The 22,170-nt window shown below is 64.3% G+C and carries 25 protein-coding genes; 14 read left to right on the top strand and 11 right to left on the bottom strand.

The window, feature by feature from the left end:
- The first annotated feature begins 29 nt into the window (after positions 1-29).
- The 3 genes from N5J71_RS10360 (at position 30) to sutA (ending at position 2,207) form a co-directional block, all read left to right on the top strand.
- Positions 30-1,283, top strand: coding sequence for an ammonium transporter (locus N5J71_RS10360; RefSeq protein ID WP_279531549.1), 1,254 nt, complete (start codon positions 30-32; stop codon positions 1,281-1,283).
- A gap of 98 nt (positions 1,284-1,381) precedes the next feature.
- Positions 1,382-1,807, top strand: a complete 426-nt coding sequence (locus N5J71_RS10355; RefSeq protein WP_230926275.1) for a secondary thiamine-phosphate synthase enzyme YjbQ — start codon at positions 1,382-1,384, stop codon at positions 1,805-1,807.
- A gap of 76 nt (positions 1,808-1,883) precedes the next feature.
- Positions 1,884-2,207 carry a dormancy-specific transcriptional regulator SutA gene (gene sutA, locus N5J71_RS10350; protein ID WP_279531548.1) on the top strand — a complete coding sequence of 108 codons (324 nt, stop codon included), beginning with the start codon at positions 1,884-1,886 and terminating at the stop codon, positions 2,205-2,207.
- Positions 2,208-2,425: 218 nt separating this feature from the next.
- On the opposite strand, the gene N5J71_RS10345 is transcribed toward sutA, so the two are convergent.
- The 6 genes from N5J71_RS10345 to lptM are packed head-to-tail and all read right to left on the bottom strand — an operon-like array spanning position 2,426 to position 7,003.
- Positions 2,426-3,124: an HAD family hydrolase gene (locus N5J71_RS10345; RefSeq protein ID WP_279916817.1), complete on the bottom strand. Its 699-nt coding sequence runs from the start codon at positions 3,122-3,124 to the stop codon at positions 2,426-2,428.
- Positions 3,121-4,023, bottom strand: a complete 903-nt coding sequence (gene xerC / locus N5J71_RS10340; RefSeq protein WP_279916816.1) for a tyrosine recombinase XerC — start codon at positions 4,021-4,023, stop codon at positions 3,121-3,123. The genes N5J71_RS10345 and xerC overlap by 4 nt, the downstream gene beginning before the upstream one ends.
- 57 nt (positions 4,024-4,080) lie before the next feature.
- On the bottom strand, positions 4,081-4,779 hold the full coding sequence (locus N5J71_RS10335; protein WP_090335944.1) for a DUF484 family protein: 699 nt from the start codon (positions 4,777-4,779) through the stop codon (positions 4,081-4,083).
- Complete coding sequence (gene dapF, locus N5J71_RS10330) at positions 4,776-5,606, bottom strand: diaminopimelate epimerase (protein WP_090336080.1); 831 nt, start codon at positions 5,604-5,606, stop codon at positions 4,776-4,778. Before dapF ends, N5J71_RS10335 begins: the two co-directional genes overlap by 4 nt.
- A gap of 10 nt (positions 5,607-5,616) precedes the next feature.
- Positions 5,617-6,864, bottom strand: a complete 1,248-nt coding sequence (gene lysA, locus N5J71_RS10325) for a diaminopimelate decarboxylase (protein ID WP_055984575.1) — start codon at positions 6,862-6,864, stop codon at positions 5,617-5,619.
- A gap of 13 nt (positions 6,865-6,877) precedes the next feature.
- Entirely contained in the window at positions 6,878-7,003 is a 126-nt protein-coding gene (gene lptM, locus N5J71_RS10320) for an LPS translocon maturation chaperone LptM (protein WP_017361215.1), read from the bottom strand.
- A 181-nt stretch (positions 7,004-7,184) separates the two neighbouring features.
- On the opposite strand from lptM, the gene N5J71_RS10315 reads away from it, so the two are divergent.
- The 4 genes from N5J71_RS10315 (at position 7,185) to rnk (ending at position 9,337) form a co-directional block, all read left to right on the top strand.
- Positions 7,185-8,222, top strand: coding sequence for an AraC family transcriptional regulator (locus tag N5J71_RS10315; protein ID WP_257597907.1), 1,038 nt, complete (start codon positions 7,185-7,187; stop codon positions 8,220-8,222).
- A gap of 68 nt (positions 8,223-8,290) precedes the next feature.
- Positions 8,291-8,623, top strand: a complete 333-nt coding sequence (cyaY, locus tag N5J71_RS10310; protein WP_003458550.1) for an iron donor protein CyaY — start codon at positions 8,291-8,293, stop codon at positions 8,621-8,623.
- Positions 8,613-8,810 carry a DUF1289 domain-containing protein gene (locus N5J71_RS10305; RefSeq protein WP_090335949.1) on the top strand — a complete coding sequence of 66 codons (198 nt, stop codon included), beginning with the start codon at positions 8,613-8,615 and terminating at the stop codon, positions 8,808-8,810. Before cyaY ends, N5J71_RS10305 begins: the two co-directional genes overlap by 11 nt.
- A 119-nt stretch (positions 8,811-8,929) precedes the next feature.
- Positions 8,930-9,337: a nucleoside diphosphate kinase regulator gene (rnk, locus tag N5J71_RS10300; RefSeq protein ID WP_090335950.1), complete on the top strand. Its 408-nt coding sequence runs from the start codon at positions 8,930-8,932 to the stop codon at positions 9,335-9,337.
- Between the two features lie 84 nt (positions 9,338-9,421).
- Here rnk and N5J71_RS10295 read toward each other — a convergent pair whose 3' ends face one another.
- The 5 genes from N5J71_RS10295 to argH form a co-directional block, all read right to left on the bottom strand.
- Entirely contained in the window at positions 9,422-12,280 is a 2,859-nt protein-coding gene (locus N5J71_RS10295) for a class I adenylate cyclase (protein WP_257597905.1), read from the bottom strand.
- Between the two features lie 242 nt (positions 12,281-12,522).
- Positions 12,523-12,777: a TIGR02647 family protein gene (locus N5J71_RS10290; RefSeq protein WP_257597904.1), complete on the bottom strand. Its 255-nt coding sequence runs from the start codon at positions 12,775-12,777 to the stop codon at positions 12,523-12,525.
- Between the two features lie 88 nt (positions 12,778-12,865).
- A complete protein-coding gene (locus N5J71_RS10285; protein ID WP_230926284.1) occupies positions 12,866-13,141 on the bottom strand; it encodes a hypothetical protein in 276 nt (91 codons plus the stop codon).
- Between the two features lie 10 nt (positions 13,142-13,151).
- Positions 13,152-13,637 carry a GNAT family N-acetyltransferase gene (locus tag N5J71_RS10280; protein ID WP_257597902.1) on the bottom strand — a complete coding sequence of 162 codons (486 nt, stop codon included), beginning with the start codon at positions 13,635-13,637 and terminating at the stop codon, positions 13,152-13,154.
- A gap of 74 nt (positions 13,638-13,711) precedes the next feature.
- A complete protein-coding gene (gene argH / locus N5J71_RS10275) occupies positions 13,712-15,106 on the bottom strand; it encodes an argininosuccinate lyase (protein WP_257597901.1) in 1,395 nt (464 codons plus the stop codon).
- Positions 15,107-15,338: 232 nt separating this feature from the next.
- On the opposite strand from argH, the gene N5J71_RS10270 reads away from it, so the two are divergent.
- The 7 genes from N5J71_RS10270 (at position 15,339) to N5J71_RS10240 (ending at position 21,998) form a co-directional block, all read left to right on the top strand.
- On the top strand, positions 15,339-16,421 hold the full coding sequence (locus tag N5J71_RS10270) for a sensor histidine kinase (RefSeq protein WP_257597900.1): 1,083 nt from the start codon (positions 15,339-15,341) through the stop codon (positions 16,419-16,421).
- Positions 16,418-17,164, top strand: coding sequence for a LytR/AlgR family response regulator transcription factor (locus N5J71_RS10265; RefSeq protein WP_147810169.1), 747 nt, complete (start codon positions 16,418-16,420; stop codon positions 17,162-17,164). The genes N5J71_RS10270 and N5J71_RS10265 overlap by 4 nt, the downstream gene beginning before the upstream one ends.
- Positions 17,165-17,259: 95 nt before the next feature.
- On the top strand, positions 17,260-18,198 hold the full coding sequence (gene hemC, locus N5J71_RS10260) for a hydroxymethylbilane synthase (RefSeq protein WP_279916814.1): 939 nt from the start codon (positions 17,260-17,262) through the stop codon (positions 18,196-18,198).
- The gene (locus N5J71_RS10255) at positions 18,195-18,965 is read left to right on the top strand and encodes a uroporphyrinogen-III synthase (RefSeq protein WP_279916813.1); all 771 of its coding nucleotides are present in this window, start codon (positions 18,195-18,197) and stop codon (positions 18,963-18,965) included. Before hemC ends, N5J71_RS10255 begins: the two co-directional genes overlap by 4 nt.
- A 12-nt stretch (positions 18,966-18,977) precedes the next feature.
- The gene (locus tag N5J71_RS10250; protein WP_279916812.1) at positions 18,978-20,111 is read left to right on the top strand and encodes a uroporphyrinogen-III C-methyltransferase; all 1,134 of its coding nucleotides are present in this window, start codon (positions 18,978-18,980) and stop codon (positions 20,109-20,111) included.
- On the top strand, positions 20,108-21,355 hold the full coding sequence (locus N5J71_RS10245; RefSeq protein ID WP_279916811.1) for a heme biosynthesis HemY N-terminal domain-containing protein: 1,248 nt from the start codon (positions 20,108-20,110) through the stop codon (positions 21,353-21,355). Before N5J71_RS10250 ends, N5J71_RS10245 begins: the two co-directional genes overlap by 4 nt.
- 151 nt (positions 21,356-21,506) lie before the next feature.
- A complete protein-coding gene (locus tag N5J71_RS10240; RefSeq protein WP_084341071.1) occupies positions 21,507-21,998 on the top strand; it encodes a disulfide bond formation protein B in 492 nt (163 codons plus the stop codon).
- The last annotated feature ends 172 nt before the right edge of the window (positions 21,999-22,170 follow it).

The raw sequence follows: 22,170 nt of genomic DNA, 5'->3' as shown, positions 1-22,170 counted from the left end.
GCAACGAAAGCGCCGGCAAGAGGTGAAAAATGGATAACACAGCATTGACTGCATTGCAGTACGGCTTCGATACCTTCTACTTTCTGATCTGTGGTGCCCTGGTGATGTGGATGGCAGCGGGTTTTGCCATGCTCGAATCCGGCCTGGTGCGCGCCAAGAACACCACCGAGATCCTGACCAAGAACATCGCTCTGTACGCCTTGGCGAGCGTGATGTATCTGGTGATTGGTTATCACATCATGTACTCCAGCCCGGAAGGCGGCATCTTCCCCAGTCTGGGCTTCCTGATTGGTGACGAGAACGCCGTCGATGCCGTGCTGGCTGGTGGCGACGATGCGCCATACTACGCGGCTCGCTCCGATTTCTTCTTCCAGATCGTGTTCGCTGCCACCTGCATGTCGGTGGTCTCCGGTGCCGTTGCCGAGCGCATGAAGCTGTGGGCCTTCCTGGCCTTCGCCGTGGTCATGACCGGTTTCATCTACCCGGTACAGGGCTTCTGGAAATGGGGTTCGGGCTTCCTCAACGAAGCAGGCTTCCTCGATTTCGCCGGTTCCGGCATCGTCCACATGGCAGGTGCCACCGCAGCGCTGGCTGGCGTGATCCTGCTCGGTGCGCGTAAAGGCAAGTACGGTGCCAATGGTCAGGTCAACGCCATTCCGGGTGCCAACCTGCCGATGGCGACCCTGGGTACCTTCATCCTGTGGATGGGCTGGTTCGGCTTCAACGGTGGCTCGCAGCTGAAGATGAGCACCATCGAAGACGCCAACGCCGTGGCCCAGGTGTTCGTCAACACCAACATGGCCGCAGCCGGTGGCTTGCTGGCTGCACTGGTCGTGGCGCGCATCCTGTTCGGCAAGGCCGACCTGACCATGGCGCTGAACGGTGCTCTGGCTGGCCTGGTTGCCATTACCGCTGAGCCGCTGACCCCGAGTGCGCTGCAAGCGACTCTGATCGGTGGCGTCGGTGGCGTACTGGTCGTGTTCTCTATCCTGGGCCTGGACAAGATCAAGATCGACGATCCGGTCGGTGCCATCTCGGTGCACGGCGTCGTAGGTATCTGGGGTCTGCTGGCTGTCTGCCTGACCAACCCGGACGCCAGCCTGGGGGCCCAGCTGCTGGGTATCGTCAGCATCTTCGCCTGGGTGTTCATCGCCAGCCTGATCGTGTGGAGCATCATCAAGGCGGTGATCGGCCTGCGCGTCAGCGAAGAAGAGGAATACGAGGGTGTGGACATCGCCGAATGCGGCATGGAAGCCTACCCGGAGTTCACCGGCAAGAAGTGAGTTTCGCCGGGAATGACAAGGGCGCCTTTAGGCGCCCTTTGTTTTTTCTGGCAGCACGCTAGAATGCGCGCGCTGGAGCCATCGAGAGTGAGAGCGGCATGTGGCAGCAACGCATCATCAGTCTGCGTCCGCGTGAGCGCGGTTTTCATCTGGTGACCGAAGAGGTGCTGGGCGCATTGCCGGAACTGGCGCAGGTGCGTGTCGGTCTGCTGCACCTGTGGCTGCAGCACACCTCGGCATCGCTGACGGTCAACGAGAACGCCGACCCTGCAGTGCGCCGGGATTTCGAGCGCTTCTTCAACCGTCTGGTGCCGCAGGGTGAGGCAGGCTACGAGCACGATGACGAAGGGCCGGACGATTTGCCGGCGCACTTCAAGGGCAGTCTGCTGGGCGTTCAGCTGCAGCTGCCGATACAGCAGGGACGGCTGGCGCTGGGCACCTGGCAGGGTATTTACCTGGGCGAGCATCGCGATCATGGCGGTGCTCGGCGAGTGGTGGCGACCCTGCAGGGCGAGGCTATTTGAATTTTTCCGGTGGTGCGGTGTTCACTGCGCGACTGGGCTATAACTAACCTGCTTTTCGCAAGTCATGAGGTTGAACATGAGCGACGAAGACCTGGAACAAGACGATCTGGAAGCGGCCGATGAGGACGACGGTGAGGAACTGGCTGCAGCCGATGACGGCGACAGTGGCGACGATGAAGGCGACGGCGAGGTCGTAGCCAGCAGCAAGAAGAGCAAGGCCAAGTCTGTCGAGGTCGACGAGCTGCCGAGCATCGAAGCCAAGCAGAAGGAGCGCGACGCCCTGGCCCGCGCCATGGAAGAGTTCCTCGCCCGTGGCGGCAAGGTGCAGGAGGTGGAGCCCAACGTGGTCGCCGACCCGCCCAAGAAGCCCGACAGCAAATACGGCAGCCGCCCCATCTGAGGACAGCTCGCTGCAAGGAACCCGCCCTTCGTGGCGGGTTTTTTGGTGCGCCCATCCCTGGCGGCAATCCTGAGCGGAGCAGCTCAACCGGCACGTCGGCAATTTTGTGGAGCCTGCTATCCAGGCCGTAGCCCATCAGATGAAATCCGGGGCATCTGCTGCGCTGAATGGTGGAAGATTCCGGGCGACAGAGAAATGCTGTTTGTGCCCCGAGGCTTCTACGACCAGCTGTCGAGCAGCACTGGCAGCTCGGCCAGGCTGGCGATCTGCGCATCCGGGGCCGTCTCGCCTTCCCAGCTGCGTCCTTGCGGGTTGAACCAGACCGCCCGCATGCCGGCCGCCTGGGCGCCGGCAATGTCGTCGCTGGGATGGTCGCCGATATGCACGGCACGCTCGGCGGCTACGCCGCCGGCGCGGCTGAGTGCTTCACGGAAGGGTTTCGGGTCGGGTTTGCCGATGCCCAACTCCTCGGCGCACAGGGCAAAGCGGAAGTATTCCGATAGGCCCAGGCGGCGTACATCGGCATTGCCGTTGGTGATCACGCCGAGCATGAAACGCTCGGCCAGGGCTTCCAGCGTCGGGTGCACCTCGGTGAACAGCTCGACCTGATGGCGCGCGCTGAGAAACACCTGAAACCCGGCTTCGGCCAGCGTCTGCGCCTCGCCGTTTGGGTAGCCGGCATCTTCCAGGGCGTGAAACAGAATGCGTCGACGCAGCTCGCTCAAACGATGCTTGAGCATCGGCTCGGCGTCGAGCAGACGGCTGCGGACCGCCCACAGATGCTCGACCGGCACCGCGCCCAGGCGCGGCGCATGCAGGGCCAGCCAATTGCGCAGGGCGGCTTCGGCATCCTGCATCACCGGAGTGACGTCCCACAGGGTGTCGTCGAGGTCGAAGGTGATCAGTTTAATGCTCATTCGGAGCCGCCTTTGCGCTTGGCACGTGGATGGGTCTGGTCGTAGACACTGGCCAGGTGTTGGAAGTCCAGGTGGGTGTAGATCTGCGTGGTGGCGATATCGGCATGACCGAGCAGCTCCTGTACCGCGCGTAGATCCTGTGAGGATTCCAGCATATGACTGGCGAAGCTGTGGCGCAGCATGTGTGGATGCAGGTGCTGGCCCAGCTCGCGCACGCCGGCCTGGCGCACGCGCAGTTGCACAGCGCGTGGTCCCAGGCGTCGGCCCTGCTGGCTGATGAACACGGCACCATCGTTGGGGTTGGCCAGCTTGCGCAGTGGCAGCCAGTGTTCCAGTGCCTGTCGCGCCATGCTGCCGACTGGCAGTTCGCGCACCTTGTTGCCCTTGCCGCGCACGCGTACCAGACCGGCGGGCAGGTCCAGGCCGTCTAGATCGAGTCCGACCAGTTCGGACAGGCGCAGGCCCGAGGAATAGAACAGCTCGAGCATGGCCTGATCGCGGCGGGCGATGAAGTCGTCCTCCACCGCGCCGTCGAGCAGTTGCGCGCTGCGGTCGGCGTCCAAGGTGCGGGGAAGGCGGCGCTCGCGTTTTGGCGGGCTCAGGCCGGTCGCCGGATCGTGACGGCACAGGCCTTCACGCAACAGATATTGATAGAGGCCGCGGGTGGCCGAGAGCAGGCGCGCCAGGCTGCGGCTTGCCAGGCCCTGCTGATGCAGGCGGGCGACCAGACGGCGCAGATTACGGGTGTCCAGCTCGCTCCAGTCGTTCAGGCCTTCGGCTTCGCAAAAGGCCTGCAGCTTGGCCAGATCACGGCGATAACCGTCGAGGGTATGCACCGACACCTGGCGCTCGCGGCGCAGGTGTTCGAGGTAGGCGTCGAGATGGGTTTCAAGTGTCACGTGCCGGGCTCCGAGCGGGCCGAAGGTGGATGAGCCTCGTCATCCACCCTACACGACCTAGCGTACCGAGCGCAGCGGCGTGGCGAAACTCGGCAGTACGCGGGCCAGTACTTCGGCGATATAACTGAGGAACAAGGTGCCGAGCGAACTCTTGTAGTGCTGCGGGTCGGCGCTGCCGATGGCGAGAATGCCATGCAGGCCCTGATGGTTGAGGCTGACCACGGCGGCGGAGCCGACTTGCGGCGCGTCTTCCTTGCCGAAGAGAAACTCCAGCTCATGCGGGCGCAATACGCCGCAGATGGTCTTGCCGCCGCTGAGCAGGCCGCCGACCTGTTGATGTGCCTCGGCCGAGCTGACCGAGCGACCGACCGGCAGCTTGTTGTCGCTGAACAGGATCAGGCCAACGAAGGGCACCTGGAATTCATGGCGCAGGCTGTCTTCGACCACGCCGACCACTTCCTCGAGGCTGCCGGCATCGAGCAGGTCCAGCACCAGGCGGCGGGTCTTGTCGAACAGGCGGTCGTTGTCGCGCGCCACGTCCATCAACTGGCCAAGGCGGTGGCGCATCTCGATGTTGCGCTCGCGCAGCAGCTTGACCTGGCGTTCTACCAGCGACACGGCGTTGCCGGACTGGTGCGGAATACGCAGCTCGGGGATCAGTTCTTCATGGTCGATGAAGAACTCCGGGTGCAGGCGCAGATAGGCCGCGACCGTTTCCGAATCGAGCGGTTTGGGCGAATCCTGCTGGTCGGTCATAGGCGAACCTGTCCTTCGTATACGCGGGCAGCGGGCCCGGTCATCATAACCGGCTGACCCTCGCCTGCCCATTCGATGGACAGTTTGCCGCCTGGCAGTTCCAGTTGCACGGGCGAATCCATCCAGCCCTGGCGAATGGCCGCAACGGCCGCCGCGCAGGCGCCGGTGCCGCAGGCCAGGGTTTCGCCGGCACCACGCTCCCACACGCGCAGGCGCGCATGCTTGCGGTCAAGCACCTGGAGGAAGCCGACATTGACCCGCTGCGGGAAGCGCGGGTGGTGTTCCAGCTTCGGCCCGAGCGTATGCACCGGTGCGTCATCAACGTTGTCGACGCGCAGCACCGCATGCGGATTGCCCATCGACAGCACGGCCAGCTCGACGCTCTGGCCCTCGACGTCGACGCGATAGGTCAGCGCGGCCTGGTCGGCCTGGAACGGCACCTGTTCCGGCTGCAGGCGCGGTGCGCCCATGTTGACGCAGACCTGGCCATCGTTCTGCACGCGCAGCTCGATGATGCCGCTCTTGGTCTCGACGCGAATGACCTTCTTGGTGGTCAGGCGCTTGTCCAGCACGAAGCGGGCGAAGCAGCGCGCGCCGTTGCCGCACTGCTCAACTTCCGAGCCGTCGGAGTTGAAGATGCGGTAACGGAAGTCGACATCCGGGTGACTCGGCGGCTCGACGATCAGCAGTTGGTCGAAACCGACGCCGACGTGGCGGTCGCCCCATTGTTTGGCATGCTTGGGTTGCACGTGGGCGTGCTGACTGATCAGGTCGAGGACCATGAAGTCATTACCCAGGCCGTGCATCTTGGTAAAGCGCAATAGCATGACGTCGCCCTCAGGCCGGCAGCAGGCTTTCGCCGGCATAGAGCTCTTGGACTGTCTCGCGACGACGCACTTCATAAGCCTGTTCGCCATCCACCAGCACCTCGGCGGCGCGGCCGCGGGTGTTGTAGTTGGAGCTCATGACGAAGCCATAGGCGCCTGCCGAGCGCACGGCCAGCAGGTCACCCTCGGCCAGCACCAACTGACGATCCTTGGCCAGGAAGTCGCCGGTCTCGCAGATCGGTCCGACCAGGTCGTAGTTACGCGACTCGCCTTCACGCGGCTGCACCGGCGACACGTCCATCCACGCCTGATACAGGGCGGGGCGGATCAGATCGTTCATCGCCGCATCGACGATGGCGAAGTCCTTGTGCTCGGTGTGCTTGAGGTATTCCACCTGAGTCAGCAGCACGCCGGCGTTGGCGACGATGAAGCGGCCCGGTTCGAACACCAGGCCCAGGTCGCGACCTTGCAGGCGTTTGCGCACGGCGGTGATGTAGTCGCCGGCCAGCGGCGGCTGCTCGTCGCGGTACTGCACGCCAAGGCCACCACCGAGATCCAGATGCTTGATGGTGATACCGCGCGCGGCCAGCTTGTCGACCAGCAGCAACAGGCGATCCAGGGCATCGAGGAAGGGTTCAAGGGTGGTCAACTGCGAACCGATGTGGCAGTCGACGCCGATCACTTCCAGGTTCGGCAGCTCGGCAGCGCGGGCGTAGACCGCCTCGGCCTGCTCGATGTCGATGCCGAACTTGTTTTCCTTGAGGCCGGTGGAAATGTACGGGTGGGTGCCGGCGTCCACGTCCGGGTTGACCCGTAGCGAGACGGGCGCCTTGACGCCCAGCTCGGCAGCTACCTTCTGCAGGCGCTCCAGCTCGACGCTGGACTCGACGTTGAAGCAGTGCACACCGACTTCCAGCGCGCGGCGCATGTCGTCGCGGCTCTTGCCAACGCCGGAGAAGACGATGCGGCTCGGCTCGCCACCGGCGGCCAGGACGCGCTCCAGCTCACCGCTGGAAACGATGTCGAAGCCGGCGCCGAGGCGTGCCAGCACGTTCAGCACGCCGATGTTGGAGTTGGCCTTGACCGCGAAGCAGACCAGGTGCGGCATGCCGGCCAGGGCATCGGCATAGGCGCGGTACTGCACTTCGATATGTGCGCGGGAATAGACGTAGGTGGGCGTGCCGAAGCGCTGGGCCAGCGCGGACAAGGCAACGCCTTCCGCGAACAGCTCACCGTCGCGGTAGTTGAAGGCTTCCATGGGGCAGCTCCTGTCAGAGTTCGAAACGGTCTCGGCTGTTGCCGGCGTTGTCGTCGCCCGGCAGGTACAGCGGGCCTTTCTGACCGCAGCCAGCCAGCAGGCAAACGGCGGCGAGGAGCGCGAGGGTCAGTCGCTTCATGGGACAGTCCTTGAAAATAAGCGTGAATTGCGCCGGAGTATACCGACCCCCTGCCACCTTGCCTATGCGCCCGGCGCCCGCCTGGCGGGGCGCTGGCTCGATTTGCGTCTGCATCTGGCGTGTGTGCCGAAGGCATTCGTGCCGGCTTGGGTTAGCATGCGGCGAGTAACGAGGAGCCTTGATGGACAATCCCGCGATTCTGGCCGGCTCGGTCTCGGTAGCCTACCTGCAAGGCCTTATCGAACACCTGCAGCGCCAGGGGGTGGCGGCCGACGCGCTGCTCGCCCATGCCCAGCTCAGTCCTGAAGCCCTGAGCCAGCGCGATCAGCGCATCGCGGCCAGTGCTTACCTGACGCTGCTGGGCGAAGGCGTGCGCCTGACTGGCGACCCGGATCTGGGCCTGCATCTGGGGGAATCGGTACGGCCGGGTTATTACGGCGTGCTCGGTTACCTGATCATGAGCTGCGCAACCCTGGCTGACGCGCTGCATCGCCAGGCGCGCTATGCCTCGCTGGTTGGCAACCTGGGGCTGGTCGTGCTCGACGACGAGCCCGCTCGGCCCGACAGCGAGCCGCTGGTCGCCCACAGCTGGCAGCCGTTGCTGGCGCAGCAGCAGCGCCAGCTGAGTGAAGGAACCCTGGCCGGCTGGGTCAGTTTTGGACGCTGGATCAGCGGCCTGGATATTGCGCCGACCGAGGTGCGCTTCCAGCATCCGGCGCCGGCGGATACCTCTGAGCACGCGCGCATCTTTCGCTGCCCGGTGCTGTTCGATCAACCCGACAATGCCCTGATCTTTCCCAAACGTTTGCTCGCGGCGCCGCTGAACCAGGCCGATGCTCAGGTGCGTGGCATGCTCGATGCCTACGCCGATCGCCTGCTGGCTGGACTCAATCAGGGCTACAGCGTGCTCGATCGCGCGCGTCTGGAGCTGGCGCGCCAGTTGCCGGAGCAAGGGCCTGATCTGGAGACCATCGCCGCTGCTCTGGCGCTAAGCCCAAGGACCTTGCAGCGGCGCTTGCGTGAGGGCGGGCTGTCGTTCAGCCAATTGGTCGACGAAACCCGCCAGCAACTGGTGCTGCACTACCTGCGCGACCCCACACTGGAACTGGCGGAAATCGCCTTTCTGGTCGGTTTCAGCGAGCCGGGTTCGCTGGCGCGCGCATTTCGTCGCTGGACGGGAACGAGTCCGGGCGAGTACCGTCGCCACCTTTGCGCCTAGGCCGCTAGCCTGGTCTTGCGTTTTCGCCTAATTTTTCTGCAGTCGCTGCATCTAGTGAGGACACCCCAATGAGCCTGAGCGAAGCCCGCTTTCACGACCTGGTCGATGCCACCCAGCAGGCGGTGGAGGACATCTTCGACGACAGCGGCCTGGACGTCGATCTGGAAAACAGCGCCGGTGTGCTGACGGTGCGCTTCGATAACGGCAGCCAGCTGATCTTCAGCCGTCAGGAGCCGATTCGTCAGCTGTGGCTGGCCGCGCGCTCCGGTGGTTTCCATTTCGACTATGACGAGGCCGAAGGGCGCTGGATCTGCGATACCAGTGACGAGCAACTGGGCGAGATGCTGGTGCGCATCACCCTTGAGCAATGCGGCACCGAGCTGGAGTTCGATGAGCTCTGAGCCGAGCGAAGCGCCGCTGGCATCACCCTGTCGGCGCCAGTGCTGCCTCGACGAGCGCGATGAGTGCCTGGGCTGTGGCCGCACCTTGCAGGAGATTCTTGACTGGAGCGCGGCCGATAATGCCCGCCGCCGCTTGATCTGCCAGGCGGCGCAGCAGCGTTTGCAACAGCGCCAGCAGGGCCGTTGACCCAGCAGTCTTGTTTATTTGTCCGGCTGTGTTAGGGTTCGACAGAACATTCAGCTTAACCCCGCCTTCGGGCGGGGTTTTGCTTTTTTACGGTTTACGCAAGGAGTCCGCCCGGCATCATGAACAGCTCACCGACCATCACCATTACTCGCCTCGATCTGCAGCGTCTGGAGCGCCTGCTCGACAGCCTGGACGAGTTCGGCCCTGGCGCAGAAGCGCTACAGGCCGAGCTGGATCGTGCCGAAGTGGTGGGGCACGACGAGGTGCCGGCCGGTGTGGTGACCATGAACTCGCGCGTGCACTGCCGCGAGGAGAGCAGCGGCAAGGACTATCACCTGACCCTGGTCTACCCGCAGGATGCCGGTGGCGAAGGCAAGGTCAGCATCCTTGCGCCAGTCGGCAGCGCCTTGCTCGGTCTGTCCGTCGGCCAGCACATCGACTGGCCGGCGCCGGGCGGCAAGCAGCTCAAATTGACCCTGCTGGAAGTCGAATACCAGCCGGAAGCAGCGGGCGAATACGACCGCTGACCGGTTTTTACGCAGGAACCTCGTCCCGGGCGAGTGCAACCCTCAGGGCTTCACTGCTGGCGGCGGATTGCCGATAGCGCTGTGTCAGGCCTGCTGCAGTGCCGCATTCAGAGCATTCTCCAGCTCGCTTTTGTAGCGCAGGAAGTGCACGGTCTGCGCCCGCTGTCCGGCCAGTACGGCAGACAGGTCGAGGTCGGTGATGTAGCAGGGGTAGCGTTCGCCACCGGCACGCTGAACGATGATGTGCTGTGCCACGGCGCGATACAGTTCGCGGCCGTACTCCAGTTCGGAAAACTCGCGGTGGTTGCAGTACAGCGTGACGTGGCGCTGGCGGCCGTCGCCCGGTTCGACGATGGCCTGCACGTCATAGAACGGATGGCTGACCTGCGACTCGGGGGCCGGCCTGCGTTCGAGGCGTTGGGCGCGCAGCGGTGCAGCCGGTAGCAGCTGATAGTAGAGAATTTCCAGCGCGGGCTGGTTGTCGCTGCCATCGAGCGGCCACATGGCGTTGCGCCGATACAGCAGCGACTGCAGAAAGCGCTGCAGCGGCGTCAGCAGGCTTTGCTCGTCGCGAAATGGCAGGCGTCTGCGCCACAGGGCGTTGTGCTCGTCGAGCAGGGTCAGCTCGGCCTCACCGCTGCTCTCGTGGACGCGGTAGAACACCTGCAGGCACTGTGGGCGGCCCATGGGCAGGATCAGCGCCAGGTCGTCGCCCTCGAGTGCATGGCGATCCAGGCGCAGCGGGCTGTAGTGCTCCTGTTCGGCGCCCAGGTGGTCGAGCAGGGCCGGCACGTCACCCAGAGCGGTGTGGCTGACCTGGCCGGGGGCCAGTTGCAGAACGTGATAATGCTGGCGCACCTGCACCAGGTAGCGTGACGGGTACCCTTCGGCGTAGCTGTCGAGCAGGTCGCGCAGCAGTTCTTCGACCCGTTCGGCGATGGGTTGTGCACGGTTGCGGCAGTAGCAGCGTACCTGCACCCTGGGGAGCGCGCTGCCGGGCGGCAGGCTGTTGAGCAGGTCGCGCAGGCAGTCGAGCAGGGCGTCGGCACCGTCGTAACGGCTGACCTGCAGTTCGTTCCAGCTGTTGAGCACCACCTGGTCGAGGGTCAGCACCAGGTTCTCGCGTACCCCGGAATAGCCCAGCGCGTCGGTGCGGTCGGTGGTCATGTGCACGTTCATCTGGCTGTGCTGCTTGAGCGGGTCGACGCCGACATTGACCAGCAACAACACCTGGCTGGGAGCGCTGGCGCGCAGCAGGGCGGCTTCTTCCACGGGCTGCTGGGGTAGCGGGAAGCTCTGTTGCAGGCTGCCGATCAGGTTGGACAGCTCGTATTCGGTGAGGTCGCTGGCGCCGGGGTGCAGCGACAGGCGGGTGCTGCTGTCGATCACGCCGTTGCGATGGCACCAGGCGAGCAGTTCGATCAGTTCACGCGAGCGCTTCAGCGGCGCGAAGTCGGCCCATTCCTGCGCGCCCAGGCTGCCGTTGAACAGCGCCCAGAGGGGTTCGTTCGGCGCTTCGGGGCTGCTGTACTGAACCAGGGTCAGGGTGTCTTCGGCCAGATCCGGGGCGATGCCGGGGTTGATGAATTCGACCTTGCCGGCCTTGCGCTCGAAGGCTGCATACAGGCGCCTGCCCAGCACGTTGAGGTCGCGGTTGTTGAGCGAGCTGCCGGCCTCGGTGCTGCGGACAAACTGTGAGAGGAAGCGGTAGCTGTAGGTCAGCTCGTTGACCAGTACGCGGCGCTCGGCGGCAACCTGGCGCACCTTCCACTGGCTGCGGCTGTCGAGCACGTTGAGCTGGCGGGCCTGCCAGCCCCATTCCCGGGTCAGACGTTCGAGCAGCAGGCGCTGCCAGCTCTTGGTGCGGCCCCGGGGCGGCGGCCGGCTGATCTTCTTGTTGACCTTCAGGTACAGGCAGCGACGGATCAGTTCGAGTCGTTCCTGGTCACCACGGGCGCTGAGGTATTCTTCCAGGCGGCGGTAGATGACGATGTAGGGGTCGAGTTCGTCGAGGTCCAGACGACCTTCGAACACGGCCTGCTTGAAGCGCAGGGCCAGGCACTCGACCTGTGGGTGCTCGCTGGCGTAGACCTCGGTGAGCAGCAGCTTGAGGGCGGATTTGTAGGGCGATTCGATGCCCTTGTACAACTGCCACATGCCGGCGCCGATGAACTCTTCCGGTGGAATGCGCGCCAGATGACCGAGGTCGAGCACATCTTCGTCGCGCACGAAGCGTTTGCTCAGCAGGGTGCGGCAGTAGTCCTCATAGCGCCCTTCTTCATACACCGGCACCAGCCACCAGAGCGGTGTGCGTCCGCCGAGCCAGATGGCGGTGCGGTAGAACTCGTCGAGGAGTAGATAGTGCTGGGTGGTGCCGCAGTCGTCGGAGGTCAGTTGTGCTTCACGCGCGCCCTGGGTGAAGCGTTGCGGGTCAACCAGAAAGGCATGCACCTCGGCGCCCTGCGTGGCGGCCCAGCTTTCCAGCTGATCGCACTTTTTGCGCAGCTCGTGCAGTTCCTGCGCGCTGAGGCTGGGCGAGTGGCACAGCCACAGGTCCATGTCGCTTTGTTCGGCCTGTGCCACGGTGCCCAGGCTGCCCATCAGGAACAGCCCATGCAGCGGCGCGGCGCCCTGGCCGCGGCGCGGTTTGTAGACGAAGGAGCGGGTCAGGCGCTGCACTTCGGCCAGGCTGTCGTCATCCGGCTCGAAACCGCTGAGGCCCGCTGGTGTGCTGGCCGAGACGTAGCCGGGTAGCAGCGGATGATTGACGTGCAGCAGCAGCGGCAAGAGCTTGAGCACCAGTTGCTGGCGCGTCGACAACGCCTCCATGGCGCGCTGCAGGCGACCCTGGTTGATCCGCAGAAAGCGCGCACGCAGCTGTGCCAGCACCTTGCGGTCGATGCCGTCATCGATATCGGGGCGTATTTCCTGCGTGCGCGTCATGCTCGAACTCTGCTGCGGGTGTGGCAAGCCTATCAGCGGCGTGCCCGTCAGTGCAGTGCCTGATTGTTATATCGCCCGTTATGTCGCTCGCTGAAGAGCGACCGGCGATGCCGAACAGTCATGGCTGAGCAGTCTTGCGCAGATGCACCGCCCAGAGCGCGGCACATCTGCTGTGCGACGCTCTGATTCGCGGTGGGGCGTTATGCCTATCCCATTCGCGGGTAGAGTGGCGGCGGTTTGGATCAGGCGGAGGTGGCCTGGCGGTTCGACAGGATGGTCAGCAGGCATTGTGCGTGTTCGGCAGCATCGATGCCCAGGCTGGTCAGGTAGCCGCCATCGGCCTGGCTCACCAGGCCTTTTTCATAAAGACGGGTGATGGCGCCCTGCGCTTTGAATGAAGCGTTGTTATGCACCTTGAGCCCCTCCTGGTGGTTGTCCAGGTTATACAGGGCGAGGATTTCCAGCTCGTCGATCAGGTCAGCGGTGAATACCTTCATGGTGACTCCGTCTTGTTGTTGTGGCGCTCCTGCAGTGTAGATCCATGTGCCGGGCTCTGACCATCGCCGCGTTGCGGGTGGGTGAGAATCAGCTTTCCGCCGGCAGTTCCGGCAGGGCGCGTAGCGCCTGCTCGTACCAGGTACCATCAAAGGGGCGATCCTCGCGCAGCATGGCGTCGACTTCGTGGGCCAGCACCAGGGCCATCAGTTCGAGGATTTCCTCACGCGCATAACCGACCAGTGTCAGCTTGTTGTACACCGCCGTGGCGGCGGCCGGCTCACCACTTTCCAGCTGATTCTCGATGGCCTGGATCAAGGTGGCTTCGGCGAAGTCTTCGTCTGCGTGGTCGTCGTGTTCGCTCATCTGTTATTCCTCATGGAGTGTCGGCAGCGAAATCCAGCAAGGCCTGGCCGGTCAGGCGATAGGTGGTCCATTCGCTCTGCGGGCGGGCGCCGAAGGATTCGTAGAAGTCGATGGCGGGGGTATTCCAGTCCAGCACTGACCATTCGAAGCGGCCGCAGCCGCGTGCGACTGCCAGTTGTGCCAGGTGGCGCAGCAGCGCTTTGCCAGCGCCCAGGCCCCGAGCGTCTGGGCTGACGTAGAGGTCTTCCAGATAAAGACCGTGTTTGCCCAGCCAGGTGGAGTAGTTGAAGAAATATACCGCGTAGCCGATGGGCTGGCCGTCGTTTTCGCAGATCAGACCGTGGGCGGTGCTGCCTTCGGCGAACAGGCTGTCACGGATGCCGGCAGCATCGGTCTTGACCTCATGCTCGGCTTTTTCATAGATGGCCAGTTCGGTGATGAAACGCAGGATCAGCTCGGCGTCGTCAGGGGTGGCGGGGCGGATGGTGAGGGGCATGGGTTTCTCCTTGGCGTGGTGGGAGGGGCTTCAGCCGCGACTGTCGCCGCTGAAGCGCCTCCCACGAACGCTGCTTAGCGGCTCGCCAGCAGTTCGCGGCCACGCACCACGGCGGCGCGCACCTGCCTCGGGGCGGTGCCGCCGATATGGTCGCGGGCGCCGACCGAGCCTTCCAGGGTCAGTACGGCGAACACGTCGTCTTCGATCTGGTCGCTGAACTGGCGCAGTTCGTCCAGGCTCATCTCGGCCAGATCCTTGCCGGTCTGCACGCCGTACTTCACCGCATGGCCGACGATCTCGTGGCAGTCGCGAAACGGCAGGCCCTTGCGTACCAGGTAATCGGCCAGGTCGGTGGCGGTGGAGAAGCCGCGCAGCGCCGCCTCGCGCATGATCTCGCGCTTGGGTTTGATCGCCGGCACCATGTCGGCAAAGGCGCGCAGGCTGTCGCGCAGGGTGTCGGCGGCGTCGAACAGCGGTTCCTTGTCTTCCTGGTTGTCCTTGTTGTAGGCCAGCGGCTGGCCTTTCATCAGGGTCAACAGGCCGGTCAGGGCGCCGAACACGCGGCCGGTCTTGCCGCGCACCAGCTCGGGCACGTCCGGGTTCTTTTTCTGCGGCATGATCGAGGAGCCGGTGCAGAAACGATCCGGCAGGTCGATGAACTGGAACTGGGCGCTGGTCCACAGCACCAGCTCTTCGGAGAAGCGCGACAGGTGCATCATCGCCAGGGAGGCAGCGGCGCAGAATTCGATGGCGAAGTCACGATCCGACACGCCGTCCAGGGAGTTGCCGCCCACGGCATCGAAGCCCAGCAGTTCGGCGGTGATTTCACGCTGGATTGGATAGGTGGTGCCGGCCAGTGCCGCCGAGCCCAGCGGCATGCGATTGGTGCGCTTGCGGCAGTCGACCAGGCGTTCGTAGTCGCGCGAGAGCATCTCGAACCAGGCCAGCAGATGATGACCGAAGGTCACCGGCTGGGCGGTCTGCAGGTGGGTGAAGCCGGGCATGATGGTGTCTGCCTCGGCTTCGGCCAGGCCCAGCAGGCCCTGCTGCAGGCGGGTGATCTCGGCCAGGATCAGGTCGATCTCGTCACGCAGCCACAGGCGAATGTCGGTGGCCACCTGGTCGTTACGCGAACGGCCGGTATGCAGCTTCTTGCCGGTCACGCCGATGCGCTCGGTCAGACGCGCCTCGATGTTCATGTGCACGTCTTCCAGGTCGACGCGCCAGTCGAACTGGCCGGCCTCGATCTCGCTCTGGATCTGCTTGAGGCCATCGATGATGGCGTCACGCTCGGCGTCGCTGAGCACGCCGACCTTGGCCAGCATGGTCGCGTGGGCGATGGAGCCCATGATGTCGTGGCGGTACAGGCGCTTGTCGAATTCCACCGAGGCGGTGAAGCGGGCGACGAAGGCGTCGACAGGTTCACTGAAGCGGCCGCCCCAGGATTGGTTGGTTTTTTCGCTGCTCATGATTAGTGCTCTGGATCGGGCAGGCCACGTTGGCGGCCAGCATGGCGGACAAAGTGGGTCGATAATAACAGGGTCGGCAGGCGTTTCGCCGGGGCGCGTTCGCCGTTGGGCGTTCGATGGCGTTGTCGGCTGCTTCACAATATTGCCCTGAAGGCGGCATTTCGGTGCTTTATTTTGTCCGGCTGGGGCCGTCTGGCTTGCCGGCTCGCAGGGCGACAAGGAAACTGCGTCGATGCACAGACAATCTTCTACCAAGAACAAATACAACGCCGCTATCGACGACTTCTTCGTCCCCGAACTGTGCCAGCCCGAAGCGCTGCTGAGCATGGTGCTGCTGGCCGAATTGCTGGTGCTGGTACTGGTGCTCGCCGAACCGATGACGCCGGGTTTCGACTGGGTACGCCTGGCCCTAACGTCCTTGTTCGTGCAGTGGATCGTGCTGCTTTCGGCCGCTGTGCTATGCCGTCTGCGCCCGCTGCTGGCGCGCCTGCGCCCGGCGTTGGCTGGGGTGCTGTGCTGCGCGCTGGTGGTGGTGCTGACCTTGAGCTGCACCGCGGTGGCCGACTATTACGAGCTGGGTGGACCGCTGCCGCGTAGTGGTGAGGTAAATCTTTATCTGCGCCACGCGCTGATCAGCCTGATCATGTCTGCACTGCTGCTACGCTATTTCTATCTGCAGAGCCAATGGCGTCGGCAGGAGCAGGCCGAGTTGCGTGCGCGCATCGAGTCGTTGCAGGCGCGGATTCGCCCGCACTTCCTGTTCAACAGCCTCAACAGTATCGCCAGCCTGGTGGTGGTCGACCCGGCCAAGGCCGAGCAGGCGGTGCTGGATCTGTCCGATCTGTTTCGTGCCAGCCTGGCCAAGCCTGGCACGCTGGTGTCGTGGAAAGAGGAACTGGAACTGGCGAAACGATATCTGTCGATCGAGCACTATCGGCTCGGCGAGCGACTACAGTTGCAGTGGGAGGTCGAAGGTGTGCCGGAGGATCTGCCGATTCCCCAGTTGACCCTGCAGCCTCTTTTGGAAAATGCGCTGATCTATGGCATCGCGCCACGTATCGAAGGTGGCCTGGTGCGGGTCGAAGCGGATTACCAGGATGGTGTGTTCAGCTTGTGTGTCAGCAATCCGTATGAAGACCGGGGCGAACAGCACCCGTCACGGGGAACGCAACAAGCGCTGGGTAATATCGACGCGCGTCTGGCGGCACTTTTTGGGCCGCGCGCGAGTCTCAGCGTGGAGCGTCGTGACGGCCGTCATTACAGCTGTCTACGCTATCCTTGTGCGAGACTCACGCAGGAAGCCAGAGCAATATGAATGTCCTGATCGTCGATGACGAACCCCTTGCCCGCGAGCGCCTCAGCCGCATGGTCGGTGAGCTCGAGGGTTACCGGGTCCTGGAGCCCGCCGCCAGCAATGGCGAGCAGGCCCTGACCCTGATCGATAGCCTCAAGCCGGATGTGGTCCTGCTGGATATCCGCATGCCCGGCCTCGACGGCCTGCAGGTCGCGGCCAAGCTGTGCGAGCGCGAGGCGCCGCCGGCGGTGATCTTTTGCACGGCTCACGATGAATTTGCCCTGGAAGCCTTCCAGGTCAGTGCCGTTGGCTATCTGGTCAAACCGGTACGCCCTGAAAGCCTCAGCGATGCCCTGAAAAAGGCCGAGCGGCCCAATCGCGTGCAACTGGCGGCGCTGACCCGTCCTGCGGCCGAGACGGGCGGTGGCCCGCGAACCCACATCAGCGCCCGTACCCGCAAGGGCATCGAGCTGATTCCGCTGGAGCACGTGGTCTATTTCATCGCTGATCACAAATACGTGACCCTGCGTCATGAGGGCGGCGAAGTCCTGCTGGACGAACCGCTCAAGGCGCTGGAAGACGAATTCGGTGATCGCTTCGTACGGATTCACCGTAATGCGCTGGTGGCGCGCGAGCGTATCGAGCGCCTGCAGCGCACGCCGCTTGGGCATTTCCAGCTGTTCCTCAAGGGGTTGGATGGCGACTCGCTGGTGGTCAGCCGCCGTCATGTCGCCGGTGTACGCAAGCTGATGCAGTCTCTCTAAAGGGGGGCGTCGGCTGCGGCCTATGGCCGCCACCGTCTGCCGGCGCGGAGCGAGCCTGTTATGATTCGCGGCAATCGGTTTTCTGGAATTGCCCCATGTCCCGCGAAATTCGCATTGCCACCCGTAAGAGCGCCCTGGCCCTGTGGCAGGCCGAGTATGTCAAAGCCCGTCTGGAGCAGGCGCATCCCGGCCTGAAGGTCAGCCTGGTGCCGATGGTCAGTCGTGGCGACAAGTTGCTCGACGCGCCACTGGCGAAAATCGGCGGCAAGGGTCTGTTCGTCAAGGAGCTGGAGACCGCCCTGCTGGAAAATGAGGCCGACATCGCCGTGCACTCGATGAAGGATGTGCCGATGGACTTCCCTGAAGGCCTGGGTCTTTTCTGCATCTGTGAGCGCGAAGATCCGCGTGACGCCTTCGTTTCCACTACCTACGAGAGCCTCGATGCACTGCCGGCCGGCAGCGTGGTCGGCACCTCCAGCCTGCGCCGTCAGGCGCAATTGCTGGCGCGCCGGCCTGATCTGAAAATCCAGTTCCTGCGCGGCAACGTCAATACCCGCCTGGCCAAGCTTGATGCCGGCGAGTACGACGCGATCATCCTCGCTGCAGCAGGCCTGATTCGTCTGGGTTTCGAGGACCGCATCCGCAGTTCGATCAGCGCCGAAGACAGCTTGCCGGCCGGCGGCCAGGGGGCGGTGGGTATCGAATGCCGCAGTGCCGACGTTGACGTGCATGCCTTGCTGGCGCCGCTGCATCACCGTGAAACCGCGCTGCGCGTCACTGCCGAGCGTGCGCTGAACAAACATCTCAATGGAGGTTGCCAGGTGCCCATCGCCTGCTACGCCCTGCTCGAAGACGACCAGCTTTGGCTGCGTGGTCTGGTTGGTCAACCGGATGGCGGCCTGCTGCTGCGTGCTGAAGCCCGTGCCGCCAGCAGCGACGCCGAGGCTCTGGGCGTGCGTGTCGCCGAGGCGCTGCTGGCGCAAGGGGCCGATGCCATTCTCCAGGCCGTTTACGGCGAGGCCGGCCACCCTTGAGCGCCTGGCGCCTGTTGCTGACCCGTCCTGCCGAGGACTGTGCGGCGCTGGCGCAGACCCTGGCCGCGCAGGGTATCGCCAGTCACTGCATGCCGCTGCTGGCCATCGAGGCGCTGGATGAAACGCCCGAGCAGCTCGGCGTCTTCGCCGATCTGCAGCGCTACTGCGCGGTGATCGTGGTGAGCAAGCCCGCCGCCCGCATCGGCCTGCAGCTCTTGGCTCGGCATGCTGCGCCACAGCCCGATCTGCCCTGGTTCAGTGTCGGTGCCGCCACTGCTGCGGTGCTCGCCGAGCAGGGGCTGCGCGTGTATTTTCCCGACGCGGGCGATGACAGCGAGGCGCTGCTCGCGCTACCTGCGCTGCACCGGGCGATTGCTGGTGCAACTCTGCCGCGCGTGCTGATCCTGCGCGGCGAAGGTGGCCGGGAGTTGCTCGCCGAGCGTTTGCGCAGCCGGGGCGTGACCGTCGACTATCTGCCACTGTATCGCCGTGTGCTGCCGCAGTATGCGCCGGGCGAACTGAGCCGACAGGTGCGAGCGGAACGCCTGAACGGCCTGGTTGTCAGCAGTGGACAGGGTTTCCAGCATCTGTTGCAGCTCGCTGGCGATGACTGGTCGGCCTTGGCTCGGCTACCCTTGTTCGTACCCAGCCCGCGCGTTGCCGAACAGGCCCGCGCGGCGGGTGCGCAGATCGTTGTGGACTGTCGCGGCGCCAGTGCCGCGGCCTTGCAGGCAGCGCTGGAGCAGTTTCCGGCTGCCGCCCTCTAAAAGGACGGATACGTGAGCGAAGCATCCACCCCGAACACGCCAGAAGAACAACCGGCCAGCGACGCCGTGAAACCCACGCCTGCTGCTGCGCCAGCGAGCATACCACGCAGTGGCGGTGGCAGCGGCCTTGCCGCATTCGCCCTGCTGATTGGCTTGGCTGGCGCCGGTGCTGGCGGCTGGAGCCTGTGGCAACTGCATGCAATGCAGAGCAGGGACCTGCAGCAGGCCGAAGACCTGCAGCGCACCCGTGATGACAGTGCGAAGAAAGTGGATGAGCTGGCCCAACGCCTCGATTCGCGTCTGTCCGCCCTGCCCAGTGCGGCCGAGCTGGACGAGCGCCGTCGCCTGCTGGCCAACCTGCAGAACGATCAGCAGCGCATGAGCCAGCGCCTGGAAAGCGTGCTCGATGGTAGCCGCCAGGATTGGCGTCTTGATGAAGCCGAGCACTTGCTGCGTCTGGCAACCCTGCGGTTGTCGGCATTGCAGGATGTGGCCAGCGCCGAAGCGCTGGTACTGGCCGCCGATGAAATCCTCCGCGAGCAGGACGACCCTGCCGCATTCGCCGCCCGTGAGCAGCTCAGCCGTAGTCTCGAAGCCCTGCGCACCACCGAACGCCCGGACCGCGTCGGCCTGTTCCTGCAGCTGGGCGCCTTGCGTGAGCAGGCCGCTACCCTCAATCCATTGGCGCCGACCTTCGAAGGGCAGGGCGATGTGCTCTCGGAACTGGCCGCCGAAGGCGATGGCAGTGCCTGGTGGAGCGAATGGGCGAAAAAGCTTTCCGACTACTTCCGTATCGAGTTCGACGCCGATCGCAACGTACGTCCACTGCTGTCCGGACAGAGCCTGTCGCAGGTTCGCCTGAGCCTGTCGCTGGCGCTGGAACAGGCGCAGTGGGCCGCACTGCATGGTCAGACCGGTGTTTACCAGCAGTCGCTGAAACAGGCCGAGGAAATCCTCGATGCCCACTTCAATCTGGACAACCCGGACAGCCGCGCCCTGCGTCAGCGCTTCGGCGAGCTGGCTGACGCCAGCATCGAGGTCAAGGTGCCGGACCTGAGCGACTCGCTCGATGCGCTGCAGGCCTACCTGCAACGCAAACAGGCGCAACGCCGGCAGGGGGCCGCCGCGGCCGAGGAGGCGCAATGAGACGCCTGCTCTGGCTCCTGTTACTGCTGGCCATCGCCGCCGGGCTGTATCTGCTCAGTCTGGCCATCGAGGCCGACCGCGGTTATGTGCTGTTCGCCTACCAGGGCTTCCGATACCAGTCCGGCCTGTGGGCATTCCTTGGCCTGCTGGTGGTCGTGGTGGTGCTGTACTACCTGATCAAGTGGACACTGCGTTTGTTGCTCAGCTCGACACGGCTGGCCAACCCCTGGTCGCGTCTGCATCGTAACCGCCGTGTGCGCCTGGCTTCCGAGCAGGGCATGCTCGACCTGGCCGAAGGTCGCTGGGCGCGTGCCCAGCGTCAACTGACCCGTGCCGCCGAAGCCGACAGTCAACCATTGATGTATTACCTCGGCGCTGCTCGTGCCGCCAGCAAGCTTGGCGATCACGAGCAGAGCGACGCATTGCTCGAACGCGCACTGAACAAGCAACCCCAGGCCGAGCTGGCGATTGCCCTAACCCACGCCGAACTGCAGCGTAACCGCGGCGACAGCGATGCGGCACTGGAAACCCTGCAGGCCATGCGTGAGCGCCACCCAGGCCATCACCTGGTGCTGCGACAATTGCAGCGTCTGTATCTGCAGCGCCAGGACTGGTCGGCACTACTTGGCTTGCTGCCCGAGTTGCGCAAGGAAAAGGCGCTGCCCGCCGCAGAACTCGACGAACTGGAGCGCGAAACCTGGCGTGGTCGCCTGGCCGATGCCGGCCTGGCTGGCCAGGGCCATGGCGAAACTGCACTTCAGCCGCTGACGCAAGCCTGGCAGCAGCTGTCCGCGTCACTGCGTCAGGAGCCTGAGCTGATCGCCACCTATGTCGAGCAACTGCGTCGACTGGGCGCGCAGGAAGAAGCCGAGGAAGTGCTGCGCAGTGCGCTCAAGCGTGGTTACGACAGCCGTCTGGCGCGCTTCTACGGTGTGCTGCGTGGTGCCGACCCGGCGCGTCAGCTGCAAACGGCCGAACTCTGGCTCAAGCAGCATCCGCAGGATCCTGCCCTGCTGTTGACCCTGGGCCGTCTGAGCCTGCAGAACCAGTTGTGGGGCAAGGCGCGAGACTATTTCGAGACCAGTCTGAAGCTCGAGCGCCACCCGGAAACCTGCGCCGAGCTGGCGCGTCTGCTGGCGCAATTGGGCGAGTTGGAACGCAGCAATCAGCTGTTGCTGGAGAGCCTCGGCCTGTTGCATCAGGGCTTGCCACCGCTGCCACAACCGCAGGGCGTGACGGCCTGAATGGATGCGGCTGATTGCCGCAGCGCACTCGCCGTACGGACGGAGGGGCGTTCGGGCATGATGAGCAGCCTGCTCTGAGTCATGGGGCGCCTTGAAAGGCGCCCTCGCTTTCCTCTACCGTACTGCCCTCGATTTCCCTCCCGGAGCCACCATGCACTTGGCCAGCCCGCGTCCCCTGTTTTTCCTGGCATTCATCGGCTGCGTACTGCTGATGGCGGCTGCGTTGTACCTGGAACATGTCGTCGGCCTGGAACCCTGCCCGATGTGCGTGCTGCAGCGAATCTGCGTGATTCTGTTCGGCGTGGTCTGCCTGATCGCTGCGCTCCATGGGCCGGGGAGTCTCGGTCGTCGCATCTATGCGGTGCTGGCACTGCTGTTCGCCGGCGCTGGCGCCGCTACCGCTGGCCGGCAGATCTGGCTGCAGAGCGTGCCGGCCGATCAGCTCGAAGCCTGCCTGCCCAGCTTCGAGTTCATGATGGAAGCCCTGCCGATGCAGGACATCGTGCGCCTGGTGTTCCAGGGGAGCGCTGACTGTGCCGAGGTGAAGTGGACGCTGTTTGGCATGAGCATCCCCGAGTGGAGCCTGCTGGGTTTCATCGGCATGCTCGGTTTCTGCCTGTTCCAGCTGCTGCGTCGCGATTGAGAATGCGAATTGTACGAAGCCACGCGGGTCGTGGCTTCGGGATTAAACGGTCGTATGAAACTTTCTCACGGCGATGCCTTGATGGTGGGTGTCCACGAGCATAATCTGGCTCGCACGCACCGCCGGAAAAATGCCAATTTGCGGTTGCCTTCCCAAGGTCAAGCACCGATTG

The organism is Ectopseudomonas oleovorans, from assembly GCF_029845265.1.
Classification (GTDB): Bacteria; Pseudomonadota; Gammaproteobacteria; order Pseudomonadales; family Pseudomonadaceae; genus Aquipseudomonas; species Aquipseudomonas oleovorans.
Note: the sequence above shows the minus strand (reverse complement) of the source record. Positions and strands in the feature narration are given on the sequence as shown.